The organism is Deinococcus aquatilis DSM 23025, from assembly GCF_000378445.1.
Lineage (GTDB): Bacteria > Deinococcota > Deinococci > Deinococcales > Deinococcaceae > Deinococcus > Deinococcus aquatilis.
This window is the reverse complement of record NZ_KB899719.1, coordinates 1-24,424: the sequence shown is the minus strand read 5'-3', so window position 1 is coordinate 24,424 and position 24,424 is coordinate 1. Positions and strand designations below refer to the sequence as shown.

The 24,424-nt window shown below is 62.7% G+C and carries 16 protein-coding genes and 4 tRNA genes; 8 read left to right on the top strand and 12 right to left on the bottom strand.

Annotation, left to right across the window (positions count from 1 at the left end; all coding sequences use genetic code 11):
- Positions 1-167 precede the first annotated feature (167 nt).
- Positions 168-842, top strand: coding sequence for a dephospho-CoA kinase (gene coaE, locus F561_RS0114190; RefSeq protein WP_019010628.1), 675 nt, complete (start codon positions 168-170; stop codon positions 840-842).
- Between the two features lie 26 nt (positions 843-868).
- Here the strand turns inward: coaE and F561_RS0114185 are convergent, their stop codons facing one another.
- The 9 genes from F561_RS0114185 to F561_RS0114145 form a co-directional block, all read right to left on the bottom strand.
- The gene (locus tag F561_RS0114185; protein WP_019010627.1) at positions 869-2,572 is read right to left on the bottom strand and encodes a CTP synthase; all 1,704 of its coding nucleotides are present in this window, start codon (positions 2,570-2,572) and stop codon (positions 869-871) included.
- A 145-nt stretch (positions 2,573-2,717) separates the two neighbouring features.
- Positions 2,718-3,509 (bottom strand): hypothetical protein, encoded by a 792-nt coding sequence (locus F561_RS0114180; RefSeq protein ID WP_211214822.1) that lies wholly within the window; start codon positions 3,507-3,509, stop codon positions 2,718-2,720.
- A gap of 38 nt (positions 3,510-3,547) precedes the next feature.
- Positions 3,548-4,030, bottom strand: a complete 483-nt coding sequence (locus F561_RS0114175) for a type IV pilus modification PilV family protein (protein ID WP_083922445.1) — start codon at positions 4,028-4,030, stop codon at positions 3,548-3,550.
- A complete protein-coding gene (locus tag F561_RS25535) occupies positions 4,014-4,487 on the bottom strand; it encodes a pilus assembly FimT family protein (protein ID WP_019010624.1) in 474 nt (157 codons plus the stop codon). Before F561_RS25535 ends, F561_RS0114175 begins: the two co-directional genes overlap by 17 nt.
- Positions 4,484-6,529, bottom strand: coding sequence for a DUF4900 domain-containing protein (locus tag F561_RS0114165; RefSeq protein WP_083922443.1), 2,046 nt, complete (start codon positions 6,527-6,529; stop codon positions 4,484-4,486). The genes F561_RS25535 and F561_RS0114165 overlap by 4 nt, the downstream gene beginning before the upstream one ends.
- Before the next feature lie 187 nt (positions 6,530-6,716).
- Positions 6,717-8,843 carry an SF1B family DNA helicase RecD2 gene (recD2, locus tag F561_RS0114160; RefSeq protein ID WP_019010622.1) on the bottom strand — a complete coding sequence of 709 codons (2,127 nt, stop codon included), beginning with the start codon at positions 8,841-8,843 and terminating at the stop codon, positions 6,717-6,719.
- Between the two features lie 365 nt (positions 8,844-9,208).
- On the bottom strand, positions 9,209-11,071 hold the full coding sequence (locus tag F561_RS0114155) for a VWA domain-containing protein (RefSeq protein WP_019010621.1): 1,863 nt from the start codon (positions 11,069-11,071) through the stop codon (positions 9,209-9,211).
- Positions 11,072-11,311: 240 nt separating this feature from the next.
- Complete coding sequence (locus tag F561_RS25530) at positions 11,312-12,334, bottom strand: DUF6745 domain-containing protein (RefSeq protein WP_019010620.1); 1,023 nt, start codon at positions 12,332-12,334, stop codon at positions 11,312-11,314.
- Positions 12,334-12,684, bottom strand: coding sequence for a hypothetical protein (locus F561_RS0114145; protein WP_019010619.1), 351 nt, complete (start codon positions 12,682-12,684; stop codon positions 12,334-12,336). The genes F561_RS25530 and F561_RS0114145 overlap by 1 nt, the downstream gene beginning before the upstream one ends.
- A gap of 280 nt (positions 12,685-12,964) precedes the next feature.
- On the opposite strand from F561_RS0114145, the gene F561_RS0114140 reads away from it, so the two are divergent.
- Positions 12,965-14,143: a metallophosphoesterase family protein gene (locus tag F561_RS0114140; protein WP_019010618.1), complete on the top strand. Its 1,179-nt coding sequence runs from the start codon at positions 12,965-12,967 to the stop codon at positions 14,141-14,143.
- Positions 14,140-16,869: an AAA family ATPase gene (locus F561_RS0114135; RefSeq protein ID WP_019010617.1), complete on the top strand. Its 2,730-nt coding sequence runs from the start codon at positions 14,140-14,142 to the stop codon at positions 16,867-16,869. The genes F561_RS0114140 and F561_RS0114135 overlap by 4 nt, the downstream gene beginning before the upstream one ends.
- 126 nt (positions 16,870-16,995) lie before the next feature.
- On the opposite strand, the gene F561_RS0114130 is transcribed toward F561_RS0114135, so the two are convergent.
- From F561_RS0114130 to F561_RS25525, 3 genes are all read right to left on the bottom strand, one after another.
- The gene (locus F561_RS0114130) at positions 16,996-18,033 is read right to left on the bottom strand and encodes a PIN/TRAM domain-containing protein (protein ID WP_019010616.1); all 1,038 of its coding nucleotides are present in this window, start codon (positions 18,031-18,033) and stop codon (positions 16,996-16,998) included.
- 310 nt (positions 18,034-18,343) lie between these two features.
- A complete protein-coding gene (locus F561_RS0114125) occupies positions 18,344-20,209 on the bottom strand; it encodes an ABC transporter ATP-binding protein (RefSeq protein ID WP_019010615.1) in 1,866 nt (621 codons plus the stop codon).
- Entirely contained in the window at positions 20,206-22,125 is a 1,920-nt protein-coding gene (locus tag F561_RS25525) for an ABC transporter ATP-binding protein (protein ID WP_019010614.1), read from the bottom strand. Before F561_RS25525 ends, F561_RS0114125 begins: the two co-directional genes overlap by 4 nt.
- A 552-nt stretch (positions 22,126-22,677) precedes the next feature.
- On the opposite strand from F561_RS25525, the gene F561_RS0114115 reads away from it, so the two are divergent.
- The 5 genes from F561_RS0114115 to tuf all read left to right on the top strand — a co-directional run.
- Positions 22,678-22,754: transfer RNA gene (locus F561_RS0114115), tRNA-Thr, on the top strand.
- Between the two features lie 51 nt (positions 22,755-22,805).
- Positions 22,806-22,891: transfer RNA gene (locus F561_RS0114110), tRNA-Tyr, on the top strand.
- A gap of 7 nt (positions 22,892-22,898) precedes the next feature.
- Positions 22,899-22,971, top strand: a tRNA-Gly gene (locus F561_RS0114105).
- A 12-nt stretch (positions 22,972-22,983) separates the two neighbouring features.
- Positions 22,984-23,058 (top strand) — tRNA-Thr (locus tag F561_RS0114100).
- A 189-nt stretch (positions 23,059-23,247) separates the two neighbouring features.
- Positions 23,248-24,424, top strand: a 1,177-nt coding sequence (gene tuf, locus F561_RS0114090; protein ID WP_019011242.1) for an elongation factor Tu, incomplete at its 3' end; no start/stop codon positions are given.

The following is a 24,424-nucleotide window of genomic DNA, read 5'->3' as shown; positions in this document are numbered from 1 at the left end:
TTCCATGCGGCGCGTGATGCCCATCTGACCTTCCTTGACCCCCGGTCCTGGCAAAAAAGGAGAGCGTCCGGGGTGCGTCATCTCGGGCCTGATGCTCTCCAGACGAAACAGCACAGGCAAAACAGTCCAGACCAGGCAGCGCTTGGGCAGATGCTCTAATTGGGCCTATGTCTGATCTGCCTGCCGAAAACATTCTCCCCACTGTGCCCCGCCGTCTGGGCCTGACCGGAAGCATCGGCGCGGGCAAAAGCACGGTGGCAGCCCTGCTGCGGGCGCGTGGCCTGACCGTACTGGACGCCGACGAGCAGGCCCACAGGGTCACGGGAGAGCCGGAGACCTTGGCCCGGATAGAGCAGGCTTTTCCGGGCACGGTGCAGGGCGGCGTGCTTGACCGTGCCGCGTTGGGAGCCGCCGCGTTTGCCGATCCTGCCCGGCTCGCGGTACTGAACGCCATCGTGCATCCCAGGGTGCGGGCACGCATGGCGGCGCTGGAAGCAGAAGCCACGCTACGCGGCGAGCGCTGGCTGGTGCAGGACGTACCCCTGCTGTTCGAGGGCGGCCTGGAAAAAAGCATGGACGCCGTGCTGGTGGTAGATGCCCCACTGGAAATCCGGATTGCCCGCGTGATGGCCCGCAGCCACCTGACCCGCGAAGAAGTGTTGGCCCGCGACGCCCGCCAGACACCCGCTGAAGAGAAACGCCGCAGAGCCAGTTACGTGATCGAAAACAGTGGTGAAATCGCTGAACTGGAACCACAGGTGGACGCGGCGCTGAGGCAACTGGAAATTCCAGTTCAGCCGCCTGCACAGGCCACACAAAAAGTCGGCCCCAGCCGAAGCTGAAGGCCGACCTACAGACTGCTTTCTGCTTAGGCTTCGGTGTTTTCCCGGACGGCCTCTGCCGGAGCCTGTACAGGCTGGGCGTTCACCGGGCGCGGCACCGCCTGCCCGCCCTCCCTGGCGGCCAACGCTGCTGCCACGAATCCGGCAAAGGGCGGGCTGGGGCGCATGGGGCGACTCTTGAATTCGGGGTGGGCCTGAAGCGCCACAAAGAAGGGGTGGCCCGGAATCTCGATGCTTTCCACGAGGCCCGCGCCGCGTCCGGCCACACCCGGAGTCACGCCGCTGATCTCCAGGCCCGCCGCCTGCAGTTGGGCCGTGTAGACAGGGTTGACCTCAAAGCGGTGACGGTGGCGTTCGCGCACGGTGCCGCCCTGAGGAATGCCGTACAGCGCGGCAATGGTGCTGCCCGCTTTCAGTTGCATGGGCCAGTCTCCGAGGCGCATGGTGCCGCCCATGCCGTCGGCTTCCAGCTGTTCGGGCATCAGGTCAATGACCTTATGGGGCGCGTATTCATCGAATTCGCCCGAGTTTGCCCCCTCGATTCCGGCCACATGGCGGGCATACTCGATCACAGCGATCTGCATGCCCAAACAGATGCCCAAGTAGGGCTTCAGGCGAGTCCGGGCGTACTCGGCGGCGCGAATCTTGCCCTCGATGCCGCGAATGCCGAAGCCCCCGGGCACCAGAATGCCGTCAGCGTCGCCCAACTGCTCTTCCAGATCGCCCTCGCGCAGTTCTTCGGCATTGATCCACTTGATGTTGACGCGGGCATTGTTGGCGATTCCGGCATGGGTCAGCGATTCCAACATGCTCAGGTAGGCGTCGGGCATGGCCGTGTATTTGCCTGCAATGGCAATCGTCACCTCCCGTTGAGGGTGCTTGATGACGCGCACGGCGTTTTGCCACACGCCCAGATTGGGATGGGTACGCTCCAGGCCCAGCAGGTCTTCTACGGCCTTGCCCAACCCCTGTTCTTCCAGGGCCAGCGGCACCTCATAGACATGTGAAACGTCGTAGCTGGAAAAGACCCGGTTTTCGCGCACGCTGGTAAACAGCGCGATCTTGCGCGTGATGTCGGAGGGCAGTTTTTCTTTGCTGCGGACCATCACGATATCGGGGCTGATGCCCACGCTGCGCAGGGTTGCCACGCTGTGCTGGGTGGGCTTGGTTTTAAATTCGTTGGAAGTGCCGAGGTAGGGCACCAGCGTCAGGTGCAGGTACAGCACCTTGTCGTCGCCCTCATCGAAGCGGAACTGGCGAATGGCCTCCAGAAATGGCAGGCTTTCGATGTCGCCCACCGTGCCGCCGACCTCAATCAGCACGATTTCCGCGCCCGCATTCTCGCCCGCCGCCCGAATCCGGCGCTTGATCTCGTCGGTGACGTGCGGGATGACCTGCACAGTCTGAGACAGGTAGTCTCCGGCCCGCTCCCGGCGGATGACTTCCAGGTAGACCTGCCCGGTGGTAATGTTGCTGCCCACCGGAATATCGAGATCGAGAAAGCGTTCGTAATTGCCGATATCGAGATCGGTTTCCGCGCCGCTGGCCGTCACGAAGACCTCGCCGTGTTCGTAGGGGCGCATGGTGCCCGCGTCGATATTGATATAAGGGTCAATTTTGACTGCCGTGACCTTATAGCCGCGTGCCCGCAAAAGCGCTCCAAGCGAGGCGCTTGCCACGCCTTTTCCCAGACTGCTGACCACGCCGCCCGTCACAAATATGTATCGCATGTACTCTCCAAGCGCCGCCCCCACCAACCGGAGATCGGGGGCCAAAGGGAAGGAACCAACAAAAAACCGGGGCGCTTGGCCTCCGGGATTTCAGGTTAGCACGCCCGGCGCGGCGGGGTAAGACCCACAGGAGTCAGCACGGCCATCAGGGAGCCAAGCTGCCTAGGTTACGCGGAAAAACCGTGACTGTCCGCACTGTAGCTGCCGGAGCCGCCGTGGCGCTGCGTCCGGGCAGGTTCAGGACGCTTCCCCGCAACTGCTGTGACAGAGCAAAATTCAGCGTGACCGACACTGTGCCGGACGACTGCACAGTCGCTGGAGCAGGAGCGTCCTTCTGAACAAACAGCGCGGGCGTGCCTGCCAGAGCCAGCGCAGTGGGCTGGACGTAATCGAGCAGCAAGCGGCCACTCCCCCCTGCAGGAGGGGTATAGGGCGAAGCCAGAGACGCCAGTTGGGGAGGAACTCTGTAATTGGAGTGGTATTCGACCAACAGCCAGCGGTTGCCGTTTTGCGGGTCTTGCCCCGGATCGTTGTAGGAAGTCGCGCCGCTGACCCAGCTGCTGCGGAGAACAGGGTAATAGGCATAAAACTTATAACAGCCGTCTTCATTAGAAGGGCATCCTTTTGTCGTGTCTTCTGGCGGCTTAATAAATGCCAGCACCGGAACAGCCTGATCTCCCACCCGCCACGTACCGTCCAAAGGATGCTCGGTGGTGTAGCCGCCGCCCAGATTCAGGGTCGTTCCCTGAGGGAAAACGTAGACCGCGTCGCGCACCTGAGCGGCCAGGTAATTTTGTGCAATCTGCAATTCAGCCAGCAGCTCACTGCGGGTTTGCAGATTAAAAGCACTTTTTGTGGAAGAGGTAAACAGATCGAATGCGGCCACCATGACAATCAGGGCCAGGGCCATGCCGATCAATAGCTCAATCAGAGTCACGCCCTGAAGGTGCCTCCTGTGTGCAGGAATCAGATCAGTCATGGGCGGGGCACATCCACACTCAGGCTGGAAACGGCGTTCCCCACCTTGACCGTTACCTGAATGCGGCGAAGAGGTGGATCATCGGCGGGGGTACCGCAGGTTGCCTGTAAAACCCTGGTCGCCAGGACGTTGCCCTGCTGGTCAAGACTCTTGACATTGACTTCCAGAGGAGGGGTCATGACTGGCAGCGGGGCTGCAAGGCACACCTGGCGATAGTTCGTTTCAGACAGCCATTCACCCCGAACAGTTTCTATGATGCGCTGGGCTGTCTGTGTGGCGTTCGTTTGCTGATCGCTGCGCCGGGTCATGCTGAACAGACCCGTGAGCGGTGTAATGATGACCAGTACGATAATGCTGAACAACATGATGCTGACCAGCACTTCAATGATGGTAAAGCCTGCCTGATGCACAGCAACCGGTCTGGGACGTGCAGCGTTCGCAGTCCACCGGAGCGCAAGCTGCTCAGTCGCGCGATCCACTTAACATCACCTTGCCCGTCACGCCCACGACCTTGATGTACAGAGAAGGCACCTGAGCCACCCGACTCCGCACTTCCCAGACCAGTCCGATCGAATCGAGAGTGCCAAACGGTGGACGGTAAGCCACCTGAAATCCATTGGTCGAGGTCGTTGCCCACAGCGTAACGCCGTTTTCCAAAGTTTTGATCTGCACCGCTCCTGCGTTGGTCTGCGCCGCGTAGCCCCCCGTTCCGTTGACGATCGTCACCGGGCTGACCAGACCAGTTTTCTGGGCATTCACCCGCGCCAGGCGCAGATCGGCCATTACCTGAGCCGCTGCATTCCGCACCTCGGTACGGCGCAAATTTCCAAGAAGGTTGAAGGTCATCACCCCAGAAAGAATTCCGAGAATGGCGATGACCACCAACATTTCCAGCAGCGTAAACCCCGCCTGAACGCGTTTGGCCTGCTGCGTCACGGCGTACCGGTTTGTTGAGCCGTATTGACCATATCGCCACTCAAGCGAATTTTAGAGACGGGTGTACTAACCAGAATGTTGTTCTCCATTTTTTCGGTTCTCAACCCTACGGTCCAGTCTTCAGTAGGAAAGCCAGGAGGCGCTTTTCCATCATCCATGCGGGGGTCATACACAAAATTACGCCCATATCCCCGACCATCGGTCTTGCCGAAAGCGCCGTAATAGTTTTCGATCACGCCGCCGAGGAGCTGAATGTCGCCCAGCTCAAAACTGGTAGACTGCACAGGGCGGTCAAAACCACGCACGCGTACTGCTTTCTGTCCAGCCATCAAGACAGCCTGAATCCGGGCATTGGCAGGCAGAGAAGCACAAGTGCCGAATCCCTGGGTGCAGGAGGCCGGGCTGACCAGCTCCACATCTCCGGCAGAGGAATAGATTCCCAGCATGTTGCTGGCGGTGAGGTTGTTACAGGAGGCAGGCGTGACGGTTCCATCGGCGTTGCGGACGTGTGAGCCGGAGCAGGGCGGACTGGCATAGGTCAGGCTGCTGGTAATTGCCACGTTGTCAGTGGTCGCCAGGGTCAGGGCAGCGAAGGACGCAATACTCGGTTCCGGCGGAACGGCGTCTGCGGCTGGCCCTCCGTTCAGGTTATCAACCCTGCCCGTGACCGAGACGACTCCGTTGAAGAGGGCTGCCGTACCGCCGGGATTGGCCGAAATAACCCCGGCAGCATTGCGTTGGGCGGGCTGCCAGGAGCCGTCCTGTACCTGAATCAGCAATCTTTTGTCGGCCCCGTAGGCCAGCCGCGTGATCACTCCGTTCTGGGTGTAGCTGATAAGTTGCCGGGTCTGGTTCAGGATCTGGGCCTGCCGCAACTGCAACTCGGCTACGTCGCCATTGATCGCTAGCCCCGATGACACCGCCAACGCCTGCTGTTCTTGGTTGTTGGTCGGCAGTTCTATATACGGCTTGTTCCAGGTCACGTCGTCGTCAAACTGCGGAGCATCACACACGTTGTTAGCTCTGCACACGACAGGGGCATTGGGGGAACTGAAATTGGCCACGGGCGTCAGCGCGGTGCTCCCACCGAAAAAAGCTCCTGGCTGGGGCACCTGGGTACAGCCTGCCGCTCCATTCACCACACCAATGGAGGCCTGAGGACAACCCGCAGAACTGACGCTGCCCCCAAACCAGGGCTTTCCTTCATAGAGAAAGTGCTGGTTGGTGTGTACAGGCCCGCTGAACATGGTGCGGTCTGTAAAGGTCACGCGGATATTGGCGGCCTCATCGTCGGGATTCGAAAAATGGTGGTTGGTGAACAGGGCGTAACGCGAAAAAGGCAGGCGCGAAAACAGCAGGAAATATTCAGGTTGTGCGGCGCGGGCCTGAATATTCTGGCCCGTGCCTCTCAACTCGCCCTTGACCTGCAGATCAGGAACCTTGAAATAAAGGCGGTAGGTGTTTTCCAGGGTGCGCTCGACCCGCAACGGCTGCATGCCGAACTGAGCGGCGTAGGTCGCGTCCTGCCCACCGGTATAGCTCGTTCCCTGTTGCCCCGAGAACAGATTCGACCAAAATTCAGAACGGACTGCTTCTGTGGCCTGAGCGATGCCCTCTACCCCAAAAGCCGTTTCACTCATGGCCCGGACCAGCAATTGGGTGCGGGGATTGATGCCCGTAGCCACGCGCCCCAGGCCCTGATTGGGTGCAAAGGTGCACAGGTCAGTCTTGCCGCCAAAGACGGGCAGACCCGGCAAGGCACAAAGGGCAGCCACGTCCGATGCCACCGAACTGTTCAGCACCTGGTCGTCGAGGGCCGACACATTCAGCAGTCTGGACATCAGGTCAAGCTGGGACTGCACCCGCGAAACGCCCGATTCTGCGGCATATCTGGCCTGCAAGATAGATTGTTGATCCGCACTTGATCGCCGGGCCGAGATCGTTACCTGGGCCGTCAGCACCATTGTCATAGCCAGAACCAGCATGACCATCAGAAGCGACACGATCAACGTCGCACCTTGAGTTCGGAGAGAGTTCTGCATACCCGGTCAGTATGGTGAAAAAGTGTTAGAAATTTCACCCCTGAGTGGGGGAAGTAAAATAATTCACAGTAGACCAGGGCGTTTTAAGATGAAGACAGTCATCGACAGCCCGGTCTGGGGGAGGTGAAAAGGTGAAATGGGAAGGGGGCCGTGCCCCTCCTCTTCCGGAACCTACCGCCTTTCGGAATTACCGCGCCTTCACCCGTTCCAGCAGCGCCGTATAGCGCTCTTCTCGCTGCCGGGTCGCGGCCTTTTGCCACGCCGAGGCCGTTCCCGCCGCGTAAAACCGTTCGCGGGCGCGGGTGAGGGCGGTGTAAACCAGATTACGGCTGAGCATCGGCATATGCGCCTCGTGCAGCACGCCCAATACGGTGTGCCACTCGCTGCCCTGCGCCCGGTGGACGGTGAGGGCGTACCCCAGTTGCAGATTGAACAGCTCTGCCCCAGCCAGTTCCACGATATTGCCGTCGAAATCCACCGTCAGGCGGCCTCCCTCGGCCTTCAGAGCCGTGCCCACCGTGCCGTTAAAGACTTCGTTGGTGTAGTCGTTTTTGGTCTGCACCACCATATCGCCGGGCCGGGCTTCTCCCTCGGCAATGCGGATGCCGCCCTCACCGGGATTGAAGAGGCTCTGAAGCTGCTGATTGAGCATATCCACACCCAGCGGCCCCTTTCTCATGGGGGTCAGCACCTGCACCTGACCGGGGCCGCCCAGTTCACGCACCATCAGGGCCACGCGGCGGGCACCTCCATCGGTATCGGTGAGGGTCAGGTTCAGGCGGGGGTCTCCCCACTCGGGTGCCTGACCGTGCAGCAGGCCGTGTGCAGCGCGAATGATCGGGTTTTCGGCGGCCTGACGGTACACGGTACTCAGGCGCACGGTGGGGGCCACATTTGCCAGGGTCAGCAGGGGCAAGCCCGCATCCACGGGCGGCAACTGGTCGGTGTCGCCCACCAGCAGCACCCGCGCTCCGGGCGGCACGGCGGCCAGCAGGGAAAGCATCAGCGCGTCGCCACACATGCTGACCTCATCCACGATCAGGAGGTCATAGGGCGCGGGTTCGAGGTGATTGTGCCGGAACCCCTGCGGCCCGAAGCCCAGCAACCGGTGAATGGTGCTGGCGCTGCGGCCCGTGACCTCTCCGAGCCTGCGGGCGGCCTTGCCGGTGGGCGCACAGAGGCCCACTTCCAGCCCCAGTTTCTCGGCTAAGTCGGCAACGGCGCGGGTGGTGGTGCTTTTGCCCGTGCCGGGGCCGCCCGTCAGAACCACCAGGCGCTGTTCTTCCAGCAGGTGCAGCACGCGGGCCTGATCCTCGCTGAGGCCCTTGTCGGCTCCGGCAGGCACCATCCAGTCACCGGCGGGCGGGGTCGCCAGCAGCGTGCGGATCAGGCTCGCTAGCTTCTTCTCGGCCCGCAGCACATGGGGCAGATAAATCCGGCTGTTGTCTCCGGCGTCTTCCTGGCCCTTCAGCAGGGGCGGCGTATCGTCGGAGAGGCGGCCCAGTTCCACGGCGGTTTCCACGGCGATGGTGGCCTGGGCTGCCGAAACACGGGTGTAGTGGGCCACCCCACGCTCGGCCCGGAAGCGGGGCAGATAGGAATGCCCCCCCTGCTGCGCGGCCTGCTGAAGGGCGTACACGGCAGCGGCAGTGAGGCGGCGGGCGTCGTCGTGCGGCATGCCGTGGGCCGTTGCCAGCTTGTCGGCGGTCAGAAAGCCAATGCCTTCCACCTCGGTCAGGGCGTACAGGTCGGTGGTCAAGCGCTCCAGGGCTACTTCTCCAAAGTGCTTGACGGCCCGCTGCGCCTGCGAAATGCTGAGGCCCAAGCCCTGCAAGCCCGCCAGCAAACGCCGCTCCAGCCCCTGCTGAGACCAACTGGAGACCATTTTATGCAGCGTGCTCTGGGTGACGCCCGGCACCTGCAACAGCTTTTGCGGATCACTTTCCAGAATATCGAAGGTGGCGGGGCCGAACATCCGGGCAATTCGTCCGGCCAGCACCTTGCCCACGCCGCCCACACGGGCTTCCAGATACGCCGCGATGCCCGCTTCGGTCAGGTCGGCGGGCGTGGCTTCCAGCACCATGTTCAGCACGCGGTACTGATAGCCGTATTCCCGGTGCTCCTCCATCACCACTTCGGCGCTGAAGGTGTCTCCGGCTTCCAGCGGGGCCATCACGCCGATCACGGTGGCGTCGGGGTCCTCTCCGTCGGTGTTGCGGATGGTGGCGGTCATGACGGTAAACCCCGTGTCAGAGCGGAAGCGCACGCGGTTCACGCTGCCCGTGACGCGCATGGTTTCGAGGGCCGGGGTCATGGTTGGCCCAGCCAGAATCGGCCCTGCACACGCCGGACAGCAAAAGGATTCAGAAGGGCGGGTGCATCAGACATAGAGCTACAGAATACGCCCCCAGCGGAATGACCGGAGGTCTTGGTGCAGAGATGCGGGTGAGGCAACATCGGGGGAACTCCTGTGGGTGGGGTGAATAGGGTCGTCAATTGGAGAACGGCGGGCCAGAAGACAGCGGCCAGCGCGTGCTTGGCTGACCGCTTATTGGGGAGGGGGATTTGGGCTGGGGCGGAGGCAATCGCTGCGCTCACTCACCCCCGCCCCAGCCCTCCCCCCTCAAGGGAGAGGGAGCAAAAACATGGTTTCACAGGTCTTTCTAGACCCTCACGCCCTCAGCTCGGCTGCACCAACCGCCGGATTTCCCCCGACGCGATATAAGATTTGCCGTCTGGGGCGGTGTTCACTTCGTCTACCACGTACAGCAACCCATCTTCGCGGATGCTGCGGGGAAAGCGCATGTTCCAGTCGGGTTCGTAGCCGTCCTGCACCACGCGGGCACGCAGTTTGCTGCCTTCTTTGACGCACTGCACCAGAATTCCGCCGCTGGGCGTATCGGTGGTGTCCAGATCGGCGGCAGTTTTGGCGGCCTTGGTCACGCCGGTACTGGCACTGCTGCGGCGACTCTGCCCGCCCCCGCCGATGCTGAGGCCCATCAAAGGATCGCTTTCGCCAGAGCGCACCACCCGGCGAATCTCTCCAGTCACGCGGTAAAAGCTTCCGTCGGCGCTGGTATCGAGGCCGCCCACCACGTACCGCGCTCCATCGGCCCGCAGCGCACGCGGAAACTGCACGTTCAGGCTGTGGTCGAAGCCGTCCGAAACCACCTTGACGCGCAACCGACCACCGTCACGGACGCACAGAAGTTCCACACCGCCCGCCGAATCTGCCACCACGGGCAGGGCCAGAACTGCCGTATCCACCGTGACGCCGCGTCCCTGAAGGTCGGCGCGGGAGCGGCCCAGACCCTGAAACGACTGATCGCGCAGTTCCTTACGGCTGTCGTTGTCGAAGCGGCGCGAGGCGATGCGGCCCGCGTAGTGTTCCAGTTGCTCCAGCTCTTCGGCAATCTCGAAATGCTCCTGCAGGCCCGCCGCGTTCAGGTCACGAATCAGGCCGCGCAGCACGGCTTCGGCTTCTGCGGCGCTTCCGTTGTCGGCCAGTTCCACGGCGCGTTCTTTGGCGCGGGCAATCCGCAGGCGGGCCAGGTCCAGCGTGACGCTGACATCGGTGGTGAAATCGGCCCCCAGCGGCGCGGCCAGGGCCTGCACCTGCACGGCCCCGGCGAGGCTCTGAATGGCTCCGTCCCGCACAGCGTCGGCCCGGAAGGTCAGGCCCAGCAGATCATGGGTGCCGCCGCTCAGGGCAGGCAGATTCAGCGTGACTCCCAGCAGCTTGTCCTCATCCTCGTACATGTCGCCCAGATCGAAGGTCAGAGAATCGGAACCGGGTTTATAGAGGCTCAGCACGTCGGCCACCGTGACGCCCGGCGCAGGCGTCAGCGTGACCGTGAGGTTCTGGGCCGCCACAGCCTTCAGCGTTTGCAGCTCGATGCCGAACACGTCGGCAGCATCGTCGGCAGACTGGATGAAATAGAAGTTGCCGCCCGCAGCGCGGGCCATGCCGATCAGGAGGTCTTCGTTGAAGCCGCCGCCAAAGCCCAGTGTAGTGGTGGTCACGCCCGCTTCGGCCTTCTGCGCCGCCGTTTTGGTCAGAACGCCCGTGTTCTGAACGCCCACGTTGGCCTGTCCATCGGTCAGCAGCAGCACCCGGCTCACCACCTGCGGCCCCGCCTGCGCCGCCACCAGTTCCACGCCCCGCAACCAGCCGCCCGACAGGTTGGTCAGGCCGCCTGCCCGAATGCTGGCAATCTTGGCCTTCAGCGCGTCTTTATCGGTCACGGCAGTGGGCGCGATCAGGGTCTGCACGGCGTCGTCGTACGTCACCACGCTCAGGGTGTCGCCCGCATCCAGCCCGTCCACCACGTTCTGAGCGGCGCGAATGGCGTGCTTGAGCAGGCTGCCGCCCATGCTGCCGCTGCGGTCTATGACCAGGGCCAGATTCAGGGGCCGCCGCGCCGCCTGAGTTTGGGGCAGTCGCAAACGCAGCAAAAGATCGGTGGGCGCAGCATTGCCTTCGATCAGTTGGGACTGGCCGAAGGAGTAGGAAACCTGCATAGAGTCGGTGTTTTGGGTCATGGCTTACCTCTGGGCTTGAGTTTGTGGAAATGGGGAGTGAAGGGTGGTTTAGAGAACAATTTAGAGCAAGAGCGGGAGCGGCGGGGCCAGAAGCTGCCCAGCTCGGCGCTGAATGGGATTTAGGTTTTGTTGAGCTTGAGGTGTAGCTGGTGGGCGCGTCAGTCGGTCTAAGTGTCTAAGGGCAGGTCAAGGGCAATCGCTGCGCTCACTCCCCCTGACCTGGGCCCTGAGACGCCCTCCCTACGCTTCCCGCAGCGGCTGATAGTCGCCCGGTTCCAGCCCCGCCGTCCACGCCACCGCCGCCGCACAGGTACGGATATGAGGCGGCACGCGCAGGGCGTAGCGCCCGCCAGTGCTGGGGCAGCGCACCAACACGGCTACCAGCGGCTCATCGTTGTCAAAGGGCACCTGAACGAGTTGGCGTTCGCCGCCTGCATCATGGTCACGGTGCAGGATCAGGCCGCCCACATCCTGCAAAAAGCGGTCCAGGCCGATGCGGTCCAGCAGCACGCGGCGGCGCTGGGCATTGCGGGTGTTCAGCACTTCATGCCCGGTCAGAGTTTCGGGGGCAAAAGCAAAGCGGGCATCCACCGGGACGCCGCTCCAGCGCAGGCCCGCCCGGATACTGGGAGGCAGGGCAGTCAGACCGCTGCCCGCAAGTTCCAGCGTCTGGGTAACGTGCGAATCGGGGTGAAGGGCCGCCAACGCCGCACATCCGCTGACATCCAGATGCGCCACGCTGAGGCCGCCGCCCAGCACGCGCAGGTCACGGCATCCGGCAAGGCTCAGGCGCGTGGCCCGCAGATCGGCATTCAGAACTCGCACGCCGCTGCCGTTCAGGTTCACGCTGTCGCGCACGCTGAGGCGACCCTCTATTTCCTGCAGGGCGGGCGTGCGGCGGGCACTCAGGCGCTCGGCGTGCAGGTCGGTGGGCAGGGCCGAAAGGTTGGGGCAGTCGTCTACAGTGAGCACCGTGCAGCGCAACCAATCGGGCAGGGCACGCAGCCACGCCGCGCCGCTGAGATTGAGGGGGCCGGACACCGTGAGGGCGGCAGGCACCGGCCCCCGCCTCAGCAGTTCGCGGGCCTCTTCGGGCGAGACCGCTTGAGACGCCACCACCGGGGGCAGGCTGCTGTAGCGCACCGGGAGCGGCTGTGGCAAAGCGGCGGAGGCCTTCGCAGGCGCAGAAATCTGAGGTTCCTGCTCCCGCTCCGCCTTCTGGGGTCGGGCAATGACCCGCCCGCCGCTCTGCACCCGGAACATCAGTCGAGCACCGTGCGGACGCTGCCGGGCGTGTATTCGCGCTGCTGCCACACCCGGTACCAGCCCATGGGCAGGCGAATCGGGCCGTGTTCTTCGTGCGTCAGGGTGGCGTGCGGGGCCGTGACATGCAGGTATTGATCGGCGGCCACAGTATTCCCCGCCACATCGTCGCCCGCGCGCTGCGATCCGAGGGCATACAACTGCGCCGCGCCCGCCTCGGCAATGCGGTGGCTGTGGCCCGTGACCTCACCGTAAGCCAGCGTCAGATGCGGTTGTTGGCGCAGTGGAAGGCTGGGTGGTTGAGCGGCTTGCAGCAAGACATCTCCGTGGCGGTATAGGGGTGCAGGCATGGGGGAAACCTCCTGAAGTTGACGAGTAGAACAGCAAAAGGCGGAAGCGTGAGGAAGATTTCTATTACGCCATCAGCATAATCAATTAGGCCAAGTCTGTCAAATGATGGGGAGGGTGGGGTTGTGAGTAACCCCACCCGTTGCTTCGCAACGCCCCCCTTGAGGGGAGGACAGAACAGCTTTTGTGCTCCCCTCAAGGGGGGCTGGCGGCGAAGCCGACTGGGGGGTTTACACGCGATTCCACTCTGTTCTCAGGCTGGCCCGTGCTATTTTTTCCGTCATGCGCGTATTACACACGGCGGACTTCCACGCAGGACGGAACCTGCGGGGTTTTGACCGCACGCCGGAAATTCATGAGGCCCTGACCGAAATTGCCGCACTGGCCCGCACCGAACGCGCCGACGCCGTGCTGGTGGCAGGCGACCTGTTCGATACGGCCAATCCCTCTGCCGATGCCGAAGCCGCCGTCTTCAACTTTTTCCTGCAACTGCGCGATGCGGGCATTCCAGGCATCGTGATCGCGGGCAACCACGACAGCGCGGCGCGGCTGGATTCGGTGGCGGGATTGTTGGGGTGGGTGGGCATTCAGGTGGTGGCCCAGCCCACGACCAATCCGGCGAATATGGTACGCACACTGGAACTGAAGAACGGCGAGAAATTGACGGTGGGCGCTCTGCCCTACCTGTCTGAACGAAGGCTGGTGAAGGCCGCCGATCTGATGGGCGGCGACGTGGGCGCATGGCGGCAGAAATACCGCGAGGGCATGGGCTTTTTTCTGCGGCGCTTGGGCGAGGGCTTTCGCGGAGACAGCGTGAATATGCTGATGTGCCATGCCACCATGGACGGCGCGAAACCCAGTGGCAGCGAGCGCAGCATGCAGTTTGACCTGACCAACAGCTACACCCTGTCGGGGCTGCAACTGCCGCCGGGGGCGCAATACGTGGCGCTGGGGCATGTGCACAAGCCGCAGCAGGTGTCGGATGCACCGCTGGCCTGCTATCCGGGCAGCATCATTCAGCTGGATTTTGGCGAGAGCGGCGAGAAAAAACAGGTGAATCTGGTGGAGGTCGAAGCCGGACGCCCCGCCCGCGTGCATGCTCTGCCGCTGGCAAGTGGCCGCGAACTGCGAACCCTGCGCGTGGATGTGGATCAGGTGGAATCCCGTCTGGAAGCCCTAAAAGGCTTTACGGGGCTGCTGAAGGTGGTGGTGCGTGCGCCCGCCGGAACTGCCCTGCCGGGCCTGAAAGACCGCGTGCTGAGGCTGGCCCCCAATGCCCTGGCTGTAGATCTGGACGCCGCGCAGGAAGACCTGGCCCTGCCCGAACTGAAGCGCGAGGGCCTGAGTCTGACCGAGCTGTATGAGCGTTACTGGCAAGAAAAACGCGGCGAACTTCCGGACGATCTGCGGGCCGCCTTCAAAAACGCCGATGAGCGGGCACGGCTGGAGGGAGAGGCATGAGGCCCATTCACCTTGAGTTGCAGGGCTTTACCGCCTTTCGCCAGTTCACTGAACTGAATTTCGATGATCTGGAACTGTTCGCCCTGGTGGGACCGACGGGCAGCGGCAAATCCAGCCTGCTGGACGCCATGACCTTTGCCCTCTACGGCTCCACGGCGCGGCTGGGGGCCAGTGGCCTCGACGCCCTGATCTCTCAGGGAGAACGCGGCCTGAGCGTGAGCCTGACCTTCGAGGTGGGCGGGCAGGTGTACCGCGCTGCCCGCACGAAGGGGCGTAAGCAGGCCGAAAACGACGTGCGGCTGGAGCGGCAAGACGCAGATGGGCGCTGGACTGGTCTGAACGACGGCGGCACCAAGGGCATCAACGAGCGGATCCGGCGGGCGGTGGGGCTGGATTTCAAAACGTTTGCCCGCAGCGTGATGCTGCCGCAGGGCGAATTTGCCCGCCTGCTACACGGCAACGGCAAGGAACGCCAGATGCTGCTGGGGGAACTGACGGGACTGGATCACGTTCAGGCCATGCAGAAGGTGGCCTCCGATCAGGCCAAGGAACTGAAGTACCGCGCCGACAGCGACCAGAAGGTTCTGGAAAACGAATATGCGGGCGTGACCGCTGAAGCCGTGGCCGCCCTGCATACGGAGCGCGAACGCCTGAGCGCCGAGGCGGAGCACCTGACCGACACACTGGAAAGCCTGCGGGCCAGACAGACCCGCCTGCGCGACACCGAGCGCGTGTGGCTGGCCCGTGAGGACACCCGCCGCCGCCTGACCACCTTGCAGGCCCGCACGGGCAGCATTCTGGACGGCGCACAGCGGGCAGCACAGGCGCGGCGCGTGGCAGGCGTGGAGCCGCTGCTGGATGCCGCGCAACGTGCCCGGATTGCCCACGAGCGGGAAGCCGCGACGCTGGGCCGCGCCGTGACTCAGGCAGAAGGGGCTGGACGTGCGGTGCAGGCCGCACAGACCGCGCTGGACGCCGCCCAGAAGGCAGAGATCACCATCCCCGACCTCGAAGCCCGCGCTGAGGCCCTGCGCGAAGCCGAGGCCGATGCCGCCCGCCTGCGCCGCGCTGGGGGCACGCCTCAGACCACCCACCCCGCGCCCCTGCCCTGGGATGAAGACGCGCACCACTCGGCCCGAGAGGCCGCGCAGAAGCTGGAAAAGCTGAAGCAGGAGCGCGTGCAAATAGAGGCCCAGAAAGCCGCGCTGCATGCAGACCGGGAGCGCCAGAACACCGAAACGGCGCAACTCAAGACACTGACCGACGAGCAGGAACGGGTCAAGCGCGAGGGTCAGGAAGCCAAAACTGCCGCAGAACGTGCTGATGCCGCCCTGAAAACCGCCCAGATAGAGGCCGGGGCCGCCGCCTACCGCACCCACCTGCACGCGGGCGAGCCTTGCCCGCTGTGTCTACAACGCGTGGAACACGTCCCGCCCGCTTCTCACCTCGATTTGGGCAAGCTGGAGCAGGAGGCAGCTGCACTGAAAACCAATCTGGAAGGCCGCCGCCTGCGCTACAAGGAAATCGGGCTAGAGTTGGCGAACCTGCGGAAATCAGTGGACGCCCGCACTGACGCGCTGAAAGACTGGGAAGCCCAGATCGGGCAGCGCGAACTGGATTTGCGCGAGCTGGAAAGCCATATCACGGGCGATCCACACACCGAGGCGCTGCGGTTGCTGGCGGGCCTCGCGGCGCGGGTGCGGGAAGCGGGAGCTGACCCGGCCAAACTCAGAAAGCAGGCGCTGGAGCAGGTGGCAGGCATCCGTAAACGCATCCAGGACGCTGCTTCTGCTCTGGCCCGTGCCCAGAGTGACGCCGCTGGAGCGCAGGCCACCTTACACAGTGCTCAGGCTGCCGCCACCCTCCGTAGCCACGAAGCTCAGGAGGCGCAGGCGGCCCTCGGCGCAGCGCTCACCGTCTTGGGTCTGGACGCTGCCCAGGCTCGCGCCGCCGCCCTGCCCGAAACCGATATCGCCGCGCTGGAGGTTGCGGCCCGGACGCACACCGCGCAGGTATCTCAACTGACGGAGAACCTGAAGGAACTGGAGCGGCAACTGGGTGTAGCACCGTTCGATCCGGCAGAACTGGGGCAGGTGACCCGTGACCTGACCGCCACCGACGCGGCCCTGACTGCTGCCCGCGAACGTGCCGGACAACTGCGCGAGCAGCAACGCACCGCACAGGAGCGGCTGGAGCGCAAGGCCGAGATAGAACGCCGCGCCGCAATCCTGTCCAGCCAGCACGACACCTGGAAGACCCTGACCAACAGCCTGCGGGCCGATGAATTCCAGCAATTCCTGCTGGCCGAAGTGGAAGCCCAACTGCTGACTCGGGCGGGCGTGCTGCTGCATTCCATCAGCGACGGGCGCTACCGCCTCGCGCTGGCCGACGGCGAATATGTGGTTCAGGACCTCTGGAACGCAGGCGAGGCCAGAGGAGTCAAAACCTTATCGGGCGGCGAAACCTTCCTCGCCAGCCTGAGCCTCGCGATTGCCCTCAGCGACTACCTCGCAGGCAATAAAATTCTGGGCGCACTGTTTCTGGACGAAGGCTTCGGTACCCTCGATCCGCAGGCGCTGGAAGCCGTAGCGGGCGCACTGGAAAACCTGCGAACACAGGGCCGCATGGTGGGCGTGGTCACGCACGTCGAAAGCCTGTCCGAGCGCCTACCGAGCCGCCTGCTGGTGACGAAGAGCGTGGCGGGAAGCAGCGTACAGAGGTTTTAAGAACTGTCAGTGGTCAGTAGGGAGCGGTGAGTGGGAAAAGAGGGGGCCTTGAAATTCAATTCAAGGCCCCCTGTCTTTTATCTCATTTTTTTGATTTTGACCTTCCCACTCACCACTTACCGCTTTTCATGCTGCGTCCCCGTTTCCGTCTTTCTCTGCCCGCGCAAAGATCATGCGGCCCACGTTGGTCTGCACGTTGTTGATGACCTGCACTCGGGTCGGTTTGCCCCGATATTTCATGCCGTCTTCCACGACGACCATCGTGCCGTCGTCCATGTAGCCCACGCCCTGCCCCTGCTGCTGGCCGCCCTTGGTGATGGTGATGGTCAGGTGATCCCCACTCTGAATCTGAGGTTTGAGGGCCACCGCCGCCTCGTGGATGCTCAGGACTTCCAGACCATGCAATTTGGCAATTTTGCGGAGGTTGCCGTCGTTGGTCAGCAGTTTGCCGCCTGTGTCGCGGGCCAGCCGGATCAGTTTGTCGTCTACGGTGGTCAGGGTAGCGTCGTCCCAGTCCTCGACCCGAATCGGCTGAATCTCGCGAAGTTCTTCCAGAACGCCCAGACCCCGTTTGCCCCGCGTGCGCTTCTGGGGATCGGCGTTGTCGGCCAGCACCTGCAATTCACGCAGAATGAAACCGGGAACCACCAGTTCACCCTCCAGAAATCCGGCGCGGGCCAGTTCCAGAATGCGGCCATCGATGATCACGTTGGTATCCAGCAGTTTGCTGCCCGGTTTGCGCCGCACCGAGGGAAAGGCAAACGCCCCGAAAGCGTCGGCGTGCTGCGTGGCGAAAGAAACGAAAAACGCCGCCAACACCAGTGTGACCAAGACGTTCCAGACCCAACTGTAAAACGGCAGGCCACGCAGCAGATTGCCCAACAGCACGCTGAGCAGCAGCGCCACGATCAGGCCGAAGGTGGCGGCGGCAACCGTACGCGGCGAAAGCTTTTCGTACCAGCGGGCAAACGCGGTGAGCCAGCGCCCCGCCAACTTCTCACCGCGTGGGGCGAGCAAAAAGCCAGTCAGTGCACCCGCCATCATCAGGCTGAGGGTATTGACCAGCGCCAGACCTTCGCCCACGCTTCCACTCGACAACAACATCCCCACGGCCCAACCGACCAGCAGGCCCACACCCACGATGAACAACCGAAACGCCAGCATTATTTTCAAGTGTACTCGTTTGCCATGCCTAGTCACCCATTCCCGGCTCGCAATTCGGGCCACTGGAAGGCGACCCGAGCAGGGACCGGGGCGAAGTTGCAGGAGAGCAAAGAGGAAATCGGCGTTCTGACCGAGCTTCTGTAGCCCGATATATAACCACATTGGTATTAAAATCTATGACGGCCACACGGAGCTTCCGCGAGGTTTCAGGTCGGTTTCTGTAGAGGGCAGCGAGATCCTGCGGCAAAAAAAAGAGGCCGGAGCAGTTGCCCCAGCCCTTCTTTTCCGTAACTGAACTGCCTGCTGCAATTCAGTCTGCGGCGTCGCCCTGCGCGTACTGGAGACGGTGCAGGCGGGCGTAATAGCCGCCTTTTTGCAGCAGCTCGCGGTGACTGCCCTGCTCCACGATCCGGCCCTTTCTCATCACCACGATCCGGTCACAGCCCTCGATGGTGCTGAGGCGGTGGGCGATGATGATGCTCGTGCGTCCCAGCATCACCTTCTGAAGCGCGTGCTGGATGCGGAGTTCGGTTTCGGTGTCCACGTTGGCGGTAGCCTCGTCCAGCACCAACAGGATGTCTGGGTTCTGGATCAGGGCGCGGGCGAAGGCCAGCAGTTGCTTTTGCCCGGTGCTGAGGGTCGCGCCGCGTTCGCGCACTTCGGTCTGGTAGCCTTCCGGCAAACTCAGGATGTAGTCGTGAACGCCCACGTACTGGCAGGCTTCGACCACGCGCTCATGCGAAATGTCGGGGTTGTTGAGGGTCAGGTTCCCCTCGATGGTTCCGGCAAACAGGAACACGTCCTGCAAGACCACACCCACGTGCCGCCTCAGGTCGTACTGGGCGAGGTCGCGCACGTCCACACCGTCCACCTTCACTGCCCCGCCCTGCACATCGTAAAAGCGGCTGACGAGGGCCGTGACGCTGGTCTTGCCCGCGCCCGTGGCTCCCACCAGCGCCACGCTTTCTCCGGGCTGAATGTGCAGGTCGATGCCGCGCAGAATCCAGCGGTCATCGCTGGCGGGCGTGTCGGCTGTCACGGTCTGGTCGTAGGAGAACCACACACCCTCAAAAGACACGCTGCCCTCAAAGTTATTCAGGGGTTTGGCATCAGGCTTGTCGGAAACCTCTTCCTTGGTGTCCAGCACGCCAAAAATACGCTCGCTGGAGGCCATCGCCGCCTGAAGGTTATTGAACACGTCGGCCAGATCCTGAATCGGCTGGAACAGTTGCTGCGTCCACTGAACGAAGGCATAGAGGGTACCGATGGTAAAGGCTCCGGCGGCCACGCCGTTTCCGCCCAGAATGTTCCGTGAGGCGAAGTAGAGCACCAACGCCACCGCCACCTGTCCGAGTACCGCGACGACGGGCATGAACAGCGAGAACCACTTCACCGAATTCACGTTGGCGGTCAGGAGAGAACGGTTGGACTGGTCGAAATCCAGAGCCGAGCGGTTTTCGCGCCCGAACAGTTGCACCGTCAGCATCCCGGTGATGTTTTCGTTCAGCTTGGTGTTCACGATGGCCTGCTGGGTGCGGGTCATGCGGAAGGCGTCGCGGAGTCTGGCCCGGAAAAAATTGGTGGCGAAGTACAGCACGGGCAGCACCGTGAACGAGATCAGGGCCAGTTTCCAGTTGACCCGCAGCATGATGATCACGTAGGCCACGATCAGGAAACTGCTCTGGATCAGGCTGACCAGACCGCCCGTAATGAACTGGTTGATGGCGTCCACGTCGCTGGTGACGCGGGTAATCAGGCGGCCCACCGGGTTCTGGTCGAAAAAGGCCAGATGCAGGCGCTGAAGCTTGGTGAACACGTCGCCACGGATATCGCGCAGCACGTTCTGACCGAGGTAGCCGATGGCGAGCGTAAAGGCGTAGGTGAGGCAGAATTCCACCACTTTCAGGGCCATGTAGCCCAGCGCGGCCACCATCAGACCCCGGTAGAGGTTTTCGGTGCTCAGCGTCCGGTCTCGCTCGAAGGGCACCAGATAGGTGTCGATGGCGTGGCGCTGGATCAGGGCGAACATGGGCTGGGCCACCGCGATCAGCAGGGCCAACACCACGCCTGCCACCACCAGCGGCACGTAAGGCTTCAGATACACGAAGATTCGGCGCGTCAGTTGGGCATCAAAGCCCTTCTGGTAGGCGTCGCCGGATTGGTCGGGGGCGGTCATTTGGTCACCTGTTCTTTTTCTTTGGTGGGCAGGCCGGGGGCAGACATCCGGCCCGTTTCCAGCAGGTTGGCGGCCTCGTCGGGAGTGGCGACCGCATCGTCGTCATCGTCCAGATCGGTGGCGAGGCTTTGCAGGCGTTCCAGTTCGGCGTAGTGCCCGCCCGCTGCCAGCAGTCCTTCATGCGTGCCCTGCTCCACGATCCGGCCCGCCTCCAGAACCACGATCTGGTCGGCGTGGCGCAGGGTACTGACGCGGTGAGCAATCACAATGACGGTACGTCCAGCACTGATCTCGCGCAGACCATCCAGAATCTTGCGCTCGGTTTCAGTGTCCACGGCGCTCAGCGAATCGTCCAAGATCAGGATGCGTGGTTCGCGCACCAGCGCACGGGCTACCGCAGTTCGCTGCCTCTGGCCGCCCGACAGGGTCACGCCGCGTTCGCCCAGCATGGTGTCGTAGCCGTTCGGAAAGCCTTCTATGTCGCCGTCCAGCCCGGCCAGCCGAGCCGCATTCCGCACGCGGGCAGGATCGGGTTTCTGGGGGATGTCGGGAGTCGGGGGCGCACCCACCACGCTGATTCCGGTGGGCACACGGGGCAGGTCACGGTTGCCAAGGCCGAAGCCAATGTTGTTGGCGATGGTGTCGCTGAACAGGAACGGCTCCTGCGGCACGATGCTGATGGCGTCCCGGAGGGTATTCAGAGGAATCACGCGCACGTCCTGCCCGTCCATCTTGACCACGCCCGAAGTGGGGTCTATAGAGCGGGTGATCAGTTGTGCCAGGAGGGTTTTGCCGCTGCCAGTGGGGCCAGTGATGCCCAGAAAGGTTCCGGCGGGAATGGTCAGGTCGATGTTCTCCAGAACGCGGGCGTTGCCGTAGTTCAGGCTCACGTTCTCGAAGGCCACGTCTCCCAGCAGGTCGCGAATTCGGGTGTTGGTGCGGTTGCGGTCATCGTGAACCAGCGGGCGGGCGTCCATCATCTCGCGCAGGCGCAGCCACGAAGCCAGGCCACGTTGCGTGACCCCGGTAATCCAGCCGACCATCAGCATGGGCCAGGCCAGGCGCTCCAGCGTGCCCACGAACTGCACGAACATGCCTACCGTGAAGGAGCCGTCGTTGGTCGGGCTGAGAATCAGGCGGCCCCCCACCAGCAGGATCAAGCCGAAAGCCAGCCCGATCAGCAGGCTGGCAAACGAGCGCAGCGGCCCTTCCACCTTGGTCAGCGCGATATTGCGGCGCAGCAACTCCAGGTTCATGGACTTGTAGTCGGCAATCTCGCGGTCTTCGATGGCGTAACCCTTCACCACCCGCGCCCCGCTGAAGTTTTCCTGCGCTTTGGCGGCGATCAGGCTGTTCTGCTCCTGCGCCAGCCGGTGGCGCTTGCTGATCTGGCGGGCCAGATAGAACAACACGCCCACGATGATGGGCAAAATGGCGATGACGATCAGGGTCAGTTGCCAGCTCAGGCCGAACATCACCGCAAAAGCGGTCACGAAGCCCGACACGATGTTGACGATCTGCCACGCGCCAAACCCCAACATTTCGCGTACGGCGCTGAGGTCACCCGTGAGGCGGTTCATCAGGTCGCCCGTCTTGGCGCGGTCGTAGTAGTGCTTGTCCAGCGTTTGCAGGTGAGCGAACAGGTCGCGCCGGATTTCGTATTCGGTCTGCCGGGAGGCCACCACGATCATCCGGCGCATCAATAACATGAATCCACCGGCAGTCAGAGCAGCCAGAACGATTCCCAGAGCGTAGAGGCCCGCTGTGGCGAGGGTGAGGCCCGCCGTGTTTGGGTCTGTATCGGTCTGTCCAGTCAGCCCGTCGATGGTCAGGCGAATGAAGTAGTAGGGCAGGAGGTTGACGCTGTTGGCGATGATGACCGCCACCAGACCGATGATGTACTGCCGCGTATGCATTTTCAGGTACGGCGCCAGGGTTCTTAGACTTTCCAAGGGAAACCTCGTGTGGGCCAGGACTGTGGAGCGCAGACAGGCAAGACCAGACCAAAATATGTGGAACACAACTCTATGGACACAACAACCGGGCGAGAAACGGAATAGGGAGACCTCAGGCATCTGGGCCGATTCGCAGGCCAAACACCTCGCAAGAGCGCCAGCATACGCCTAAGGGCGTGGGGTGAAATGCGCGTTATGGCGCATCTGTACATCTATGAACTTCTGCTTTAGGGGAATTCAGGGTGCAGCGTTCCAGATGTGCGTGTGCGTGCCCAGCGGCCGTTCAGGCCTAACTGGAGGGGCCAGAACAGACCAGGGCGCAGCGTCGGCGCAGGAATCAATACTGGAATGAGGCACCGGGCAGAGGCCAACACCCAGAAGTGCGCCGGCAACCGAACGTGTTGACACCTTCTGGGGGCAGTGCTACTATCCACACCCGGAAGAGACCGCGCAGGCGGGAACTTCCATGCTCAAGGAAACCGCTTTTTCGGCTTTCCGGCGCAGGCTCAAGGTGCCACTCTAGCTCAATCCGGTAGAGCACCCGACTTGTAATCGGAAGGTTGGGAGTTCGATTCTCCTGGGTGGCTCCAGATTTCACGAAACCACGCGTGAAATGGTAGTAATCGGGCCAAAACTGGGCTGGGTAGGTGGCCGAGTGGTTAAAGGCGACAGACTGTAAATCTGTTCACGTAAGTGTACGGCGGTTCGAATCCGCCCCTGCCCACCACAAGGACGCGGGAATAGCTCAGTTGGTAGAGCGTCAGCTTCCCAAGCTGAATGTCGCGAGTTCAAGTCTCGTTTCCCGCTTACTTTTTTTCCGCTCTTGTAGCTCAGTGGTAGAGCACTCCCTTGGTAAGGGAGAGGTCGTCAGTTCAATCCTGACCAAGAGCTCCAACCTGAAAACGCGGCCTGCGACGAGTGGGCCGCGTTTCTCTAGTCTCCACTTCAGTTTTTGCACATCACTTCGCCCTCTCTTCAGCACGGCAGGCTTGCTCTACCCCAGCGGGGCGCGGGCCTGTAAACTTGGAAGGATTGCCCGCCGCCCAGATGATGGGCCGGGTGACCCCCCTAGGAGGATTCATCATGGCAAAGGGAACGTTTGAGCGCACGAAGCCCCACGTGAACGTGGGCACGATTGGACACGTTGACCACGGCAAAACCACCCTGACGGCGGCGATCACCTTCACCGCCGCATCGGCTGATCCGAGCATCGAAACCCAGCGCTACGATCAGATCGACAAGGCCCCCGAAGAAAAGGCCCGTGGCATCACCATCAACACCGCCCACGTCGAGTACAACACCGCGGCCCGTCACTACAGCCACGTCGACTGCCCCGGCCACGCCGACTACGTCAAAAACATGATCACCGGTGCAGCCCAGATGGACGGCGCCATCCTGGTCGTCTCCTCCGCTGACGGCCCCATGCCCCAGACCCGCGAGCACATCCTGCTCGCCAAGCAGGTCGGCGTGCCCCACATCGTCGTGTTCATGAACAAAGTCGACATGGTCGATGACGAAGAGTTGCTCGAACTCGTCGAAATGGAAGTGCGCGAGCTGCTCTCCAAGTACGAGTTCCCCGGCGACGACCTGCCCGTGATCAAGGGCAGCGCTCTGCAGGCCCTCGACGCCCTGGTCGCCGATCCCAAGATGGCCCGCGGCACCAACAAGTGGGTCGACTACATCTGGGAACTGCTGGACGCTGTCGATAGCTACATCCCCACCCCCGAGCGCGACACCGACAAGACCTTCCTGATGCCCGTCGAAGACGTGTTCACCATCACCGGACGTGGCACCGTGGCGACCGGCCGTGTGGAACGCGGAATCGTCAAGGTGCAGGACGATGTGGAAATCATCGGTCTGCGCGACACCAAGAAGACCACCGTGACGGGAATCGAAATGCACCGCAAGTTGCTGGATTCGGGCATGGCGGGCGACAACGTGGGCGTGCTGCTGCGTGGCGTGGCGCGTGACGATGTCGAGCGTGGTCAGGTGCTGGCCAAGCCCGGCAGCATCAAGCCGCACACCAAGTTCGAAGCGAGCGTGTACATCCTGTCCAAGGACGAGGGTGGACGTCATAGCGCGTTCTTCGGGGGCTACCGTCCTCAGTTCTACTTCCGCACGACGGACGTGACGGGCGTGGTGGAACTGGCCGAAGGCGTGGAAATGGTGATGCCCGGCGATAACGTGACGTTTGTGGTCGAGCTGATCAAGCCCATCGCCATGGAAGAAGGCCTGCGCTTCGCCATCCGCGAAGGTGGCC

Excerpts from the sequence above, each read along its gene's own strand:
- F561_RS25525 (WP_019010614.1), bottom strand. The coding sequence starts at position 22,125 with ATGCATACGCGGCAGTACATCATCGGTCTGGTGGCGGTCATCATCGCC.
- F561_RS0114130 (WP_019010616.1), bottom strand. The coding sequence starts at position 18,033 with ATGCTGGCGTTTCGGTTGTTCATCGTGGGTGTGGGCCTGCTGGTCGGT.
- F561_RS0114125 (WP_019010615.1), bottom strand. The coding sequence starts at position 20,209 with ATGACCGCCCCCGACCAATCCGGCGACGCCTACCAGAAGGGCTTTGAT.
- F561_RS25530 (WP_019010620.1), bottom strand. The coding sequence starts at position 12,334 with ATGTTCCGGGTGCAGAGCGGCGGGCGGGTCATTGCCCGACCCCAGAAG.
- F561_RS0114135 (WP_019010617.1), top strand. The coding sequence starts at position 14,140 with ATGAGGCCCATTCACCTTGAGTTGCAGGGCTTTACCGCCTTTCGCCAG.
- F561_RS0114155 (WP_019010621.1), bottom strand. The coding sequence starts at position 11,071 with ATGACCCAAAACACCGACTCTATGCAGGTTTCCTACTCCTTCGGCCAG.
- coaE (WP_019010628.1), top strand. The coding sequence starts at position 168 with ATGTCTGATCTGCCTGCCGAAAACATTCTCCCCACTGTGCCCCGCCGT.
- F561_RS0114140 (WP_019010618.1), top strand. The coding sequence starts at position 12,965 with ATGCGCGTATTACACACGGCGGACTTCCACGCAGGACGGAACCTGCGG.
- recD2 (WP_019010622.1), bottom strand. The coding sequence starts at position 8,843 with ATGACCCCGGCCCTCGAAACCATGCGCGTCACGGGCAGCGTGAACCGC.
- F561_RS0114165 (WP_083922443.1), bottom strand. The coding sequence starts at position 6,529 with ATGCAGAACTCTCTCCGAACTCAAGGTGCGACGTTGATCGTGTCGCTT.
- F561_RS0114185 (WP_019010627.1), bottom strand. The coding sequence starts at position 2,572 with ATGCGATACATATTTGTGACGGGCGGCGTGGTCAGCAGTCTGGGAAAA.
- F561_RS0114145 (WP_019010619.1), bottom strand. The coding sequence starts at position 12,684 with ATGCCTGCACCCCTATACCGCCACGGAGATGTCTTGCTGCAAGCCGCT.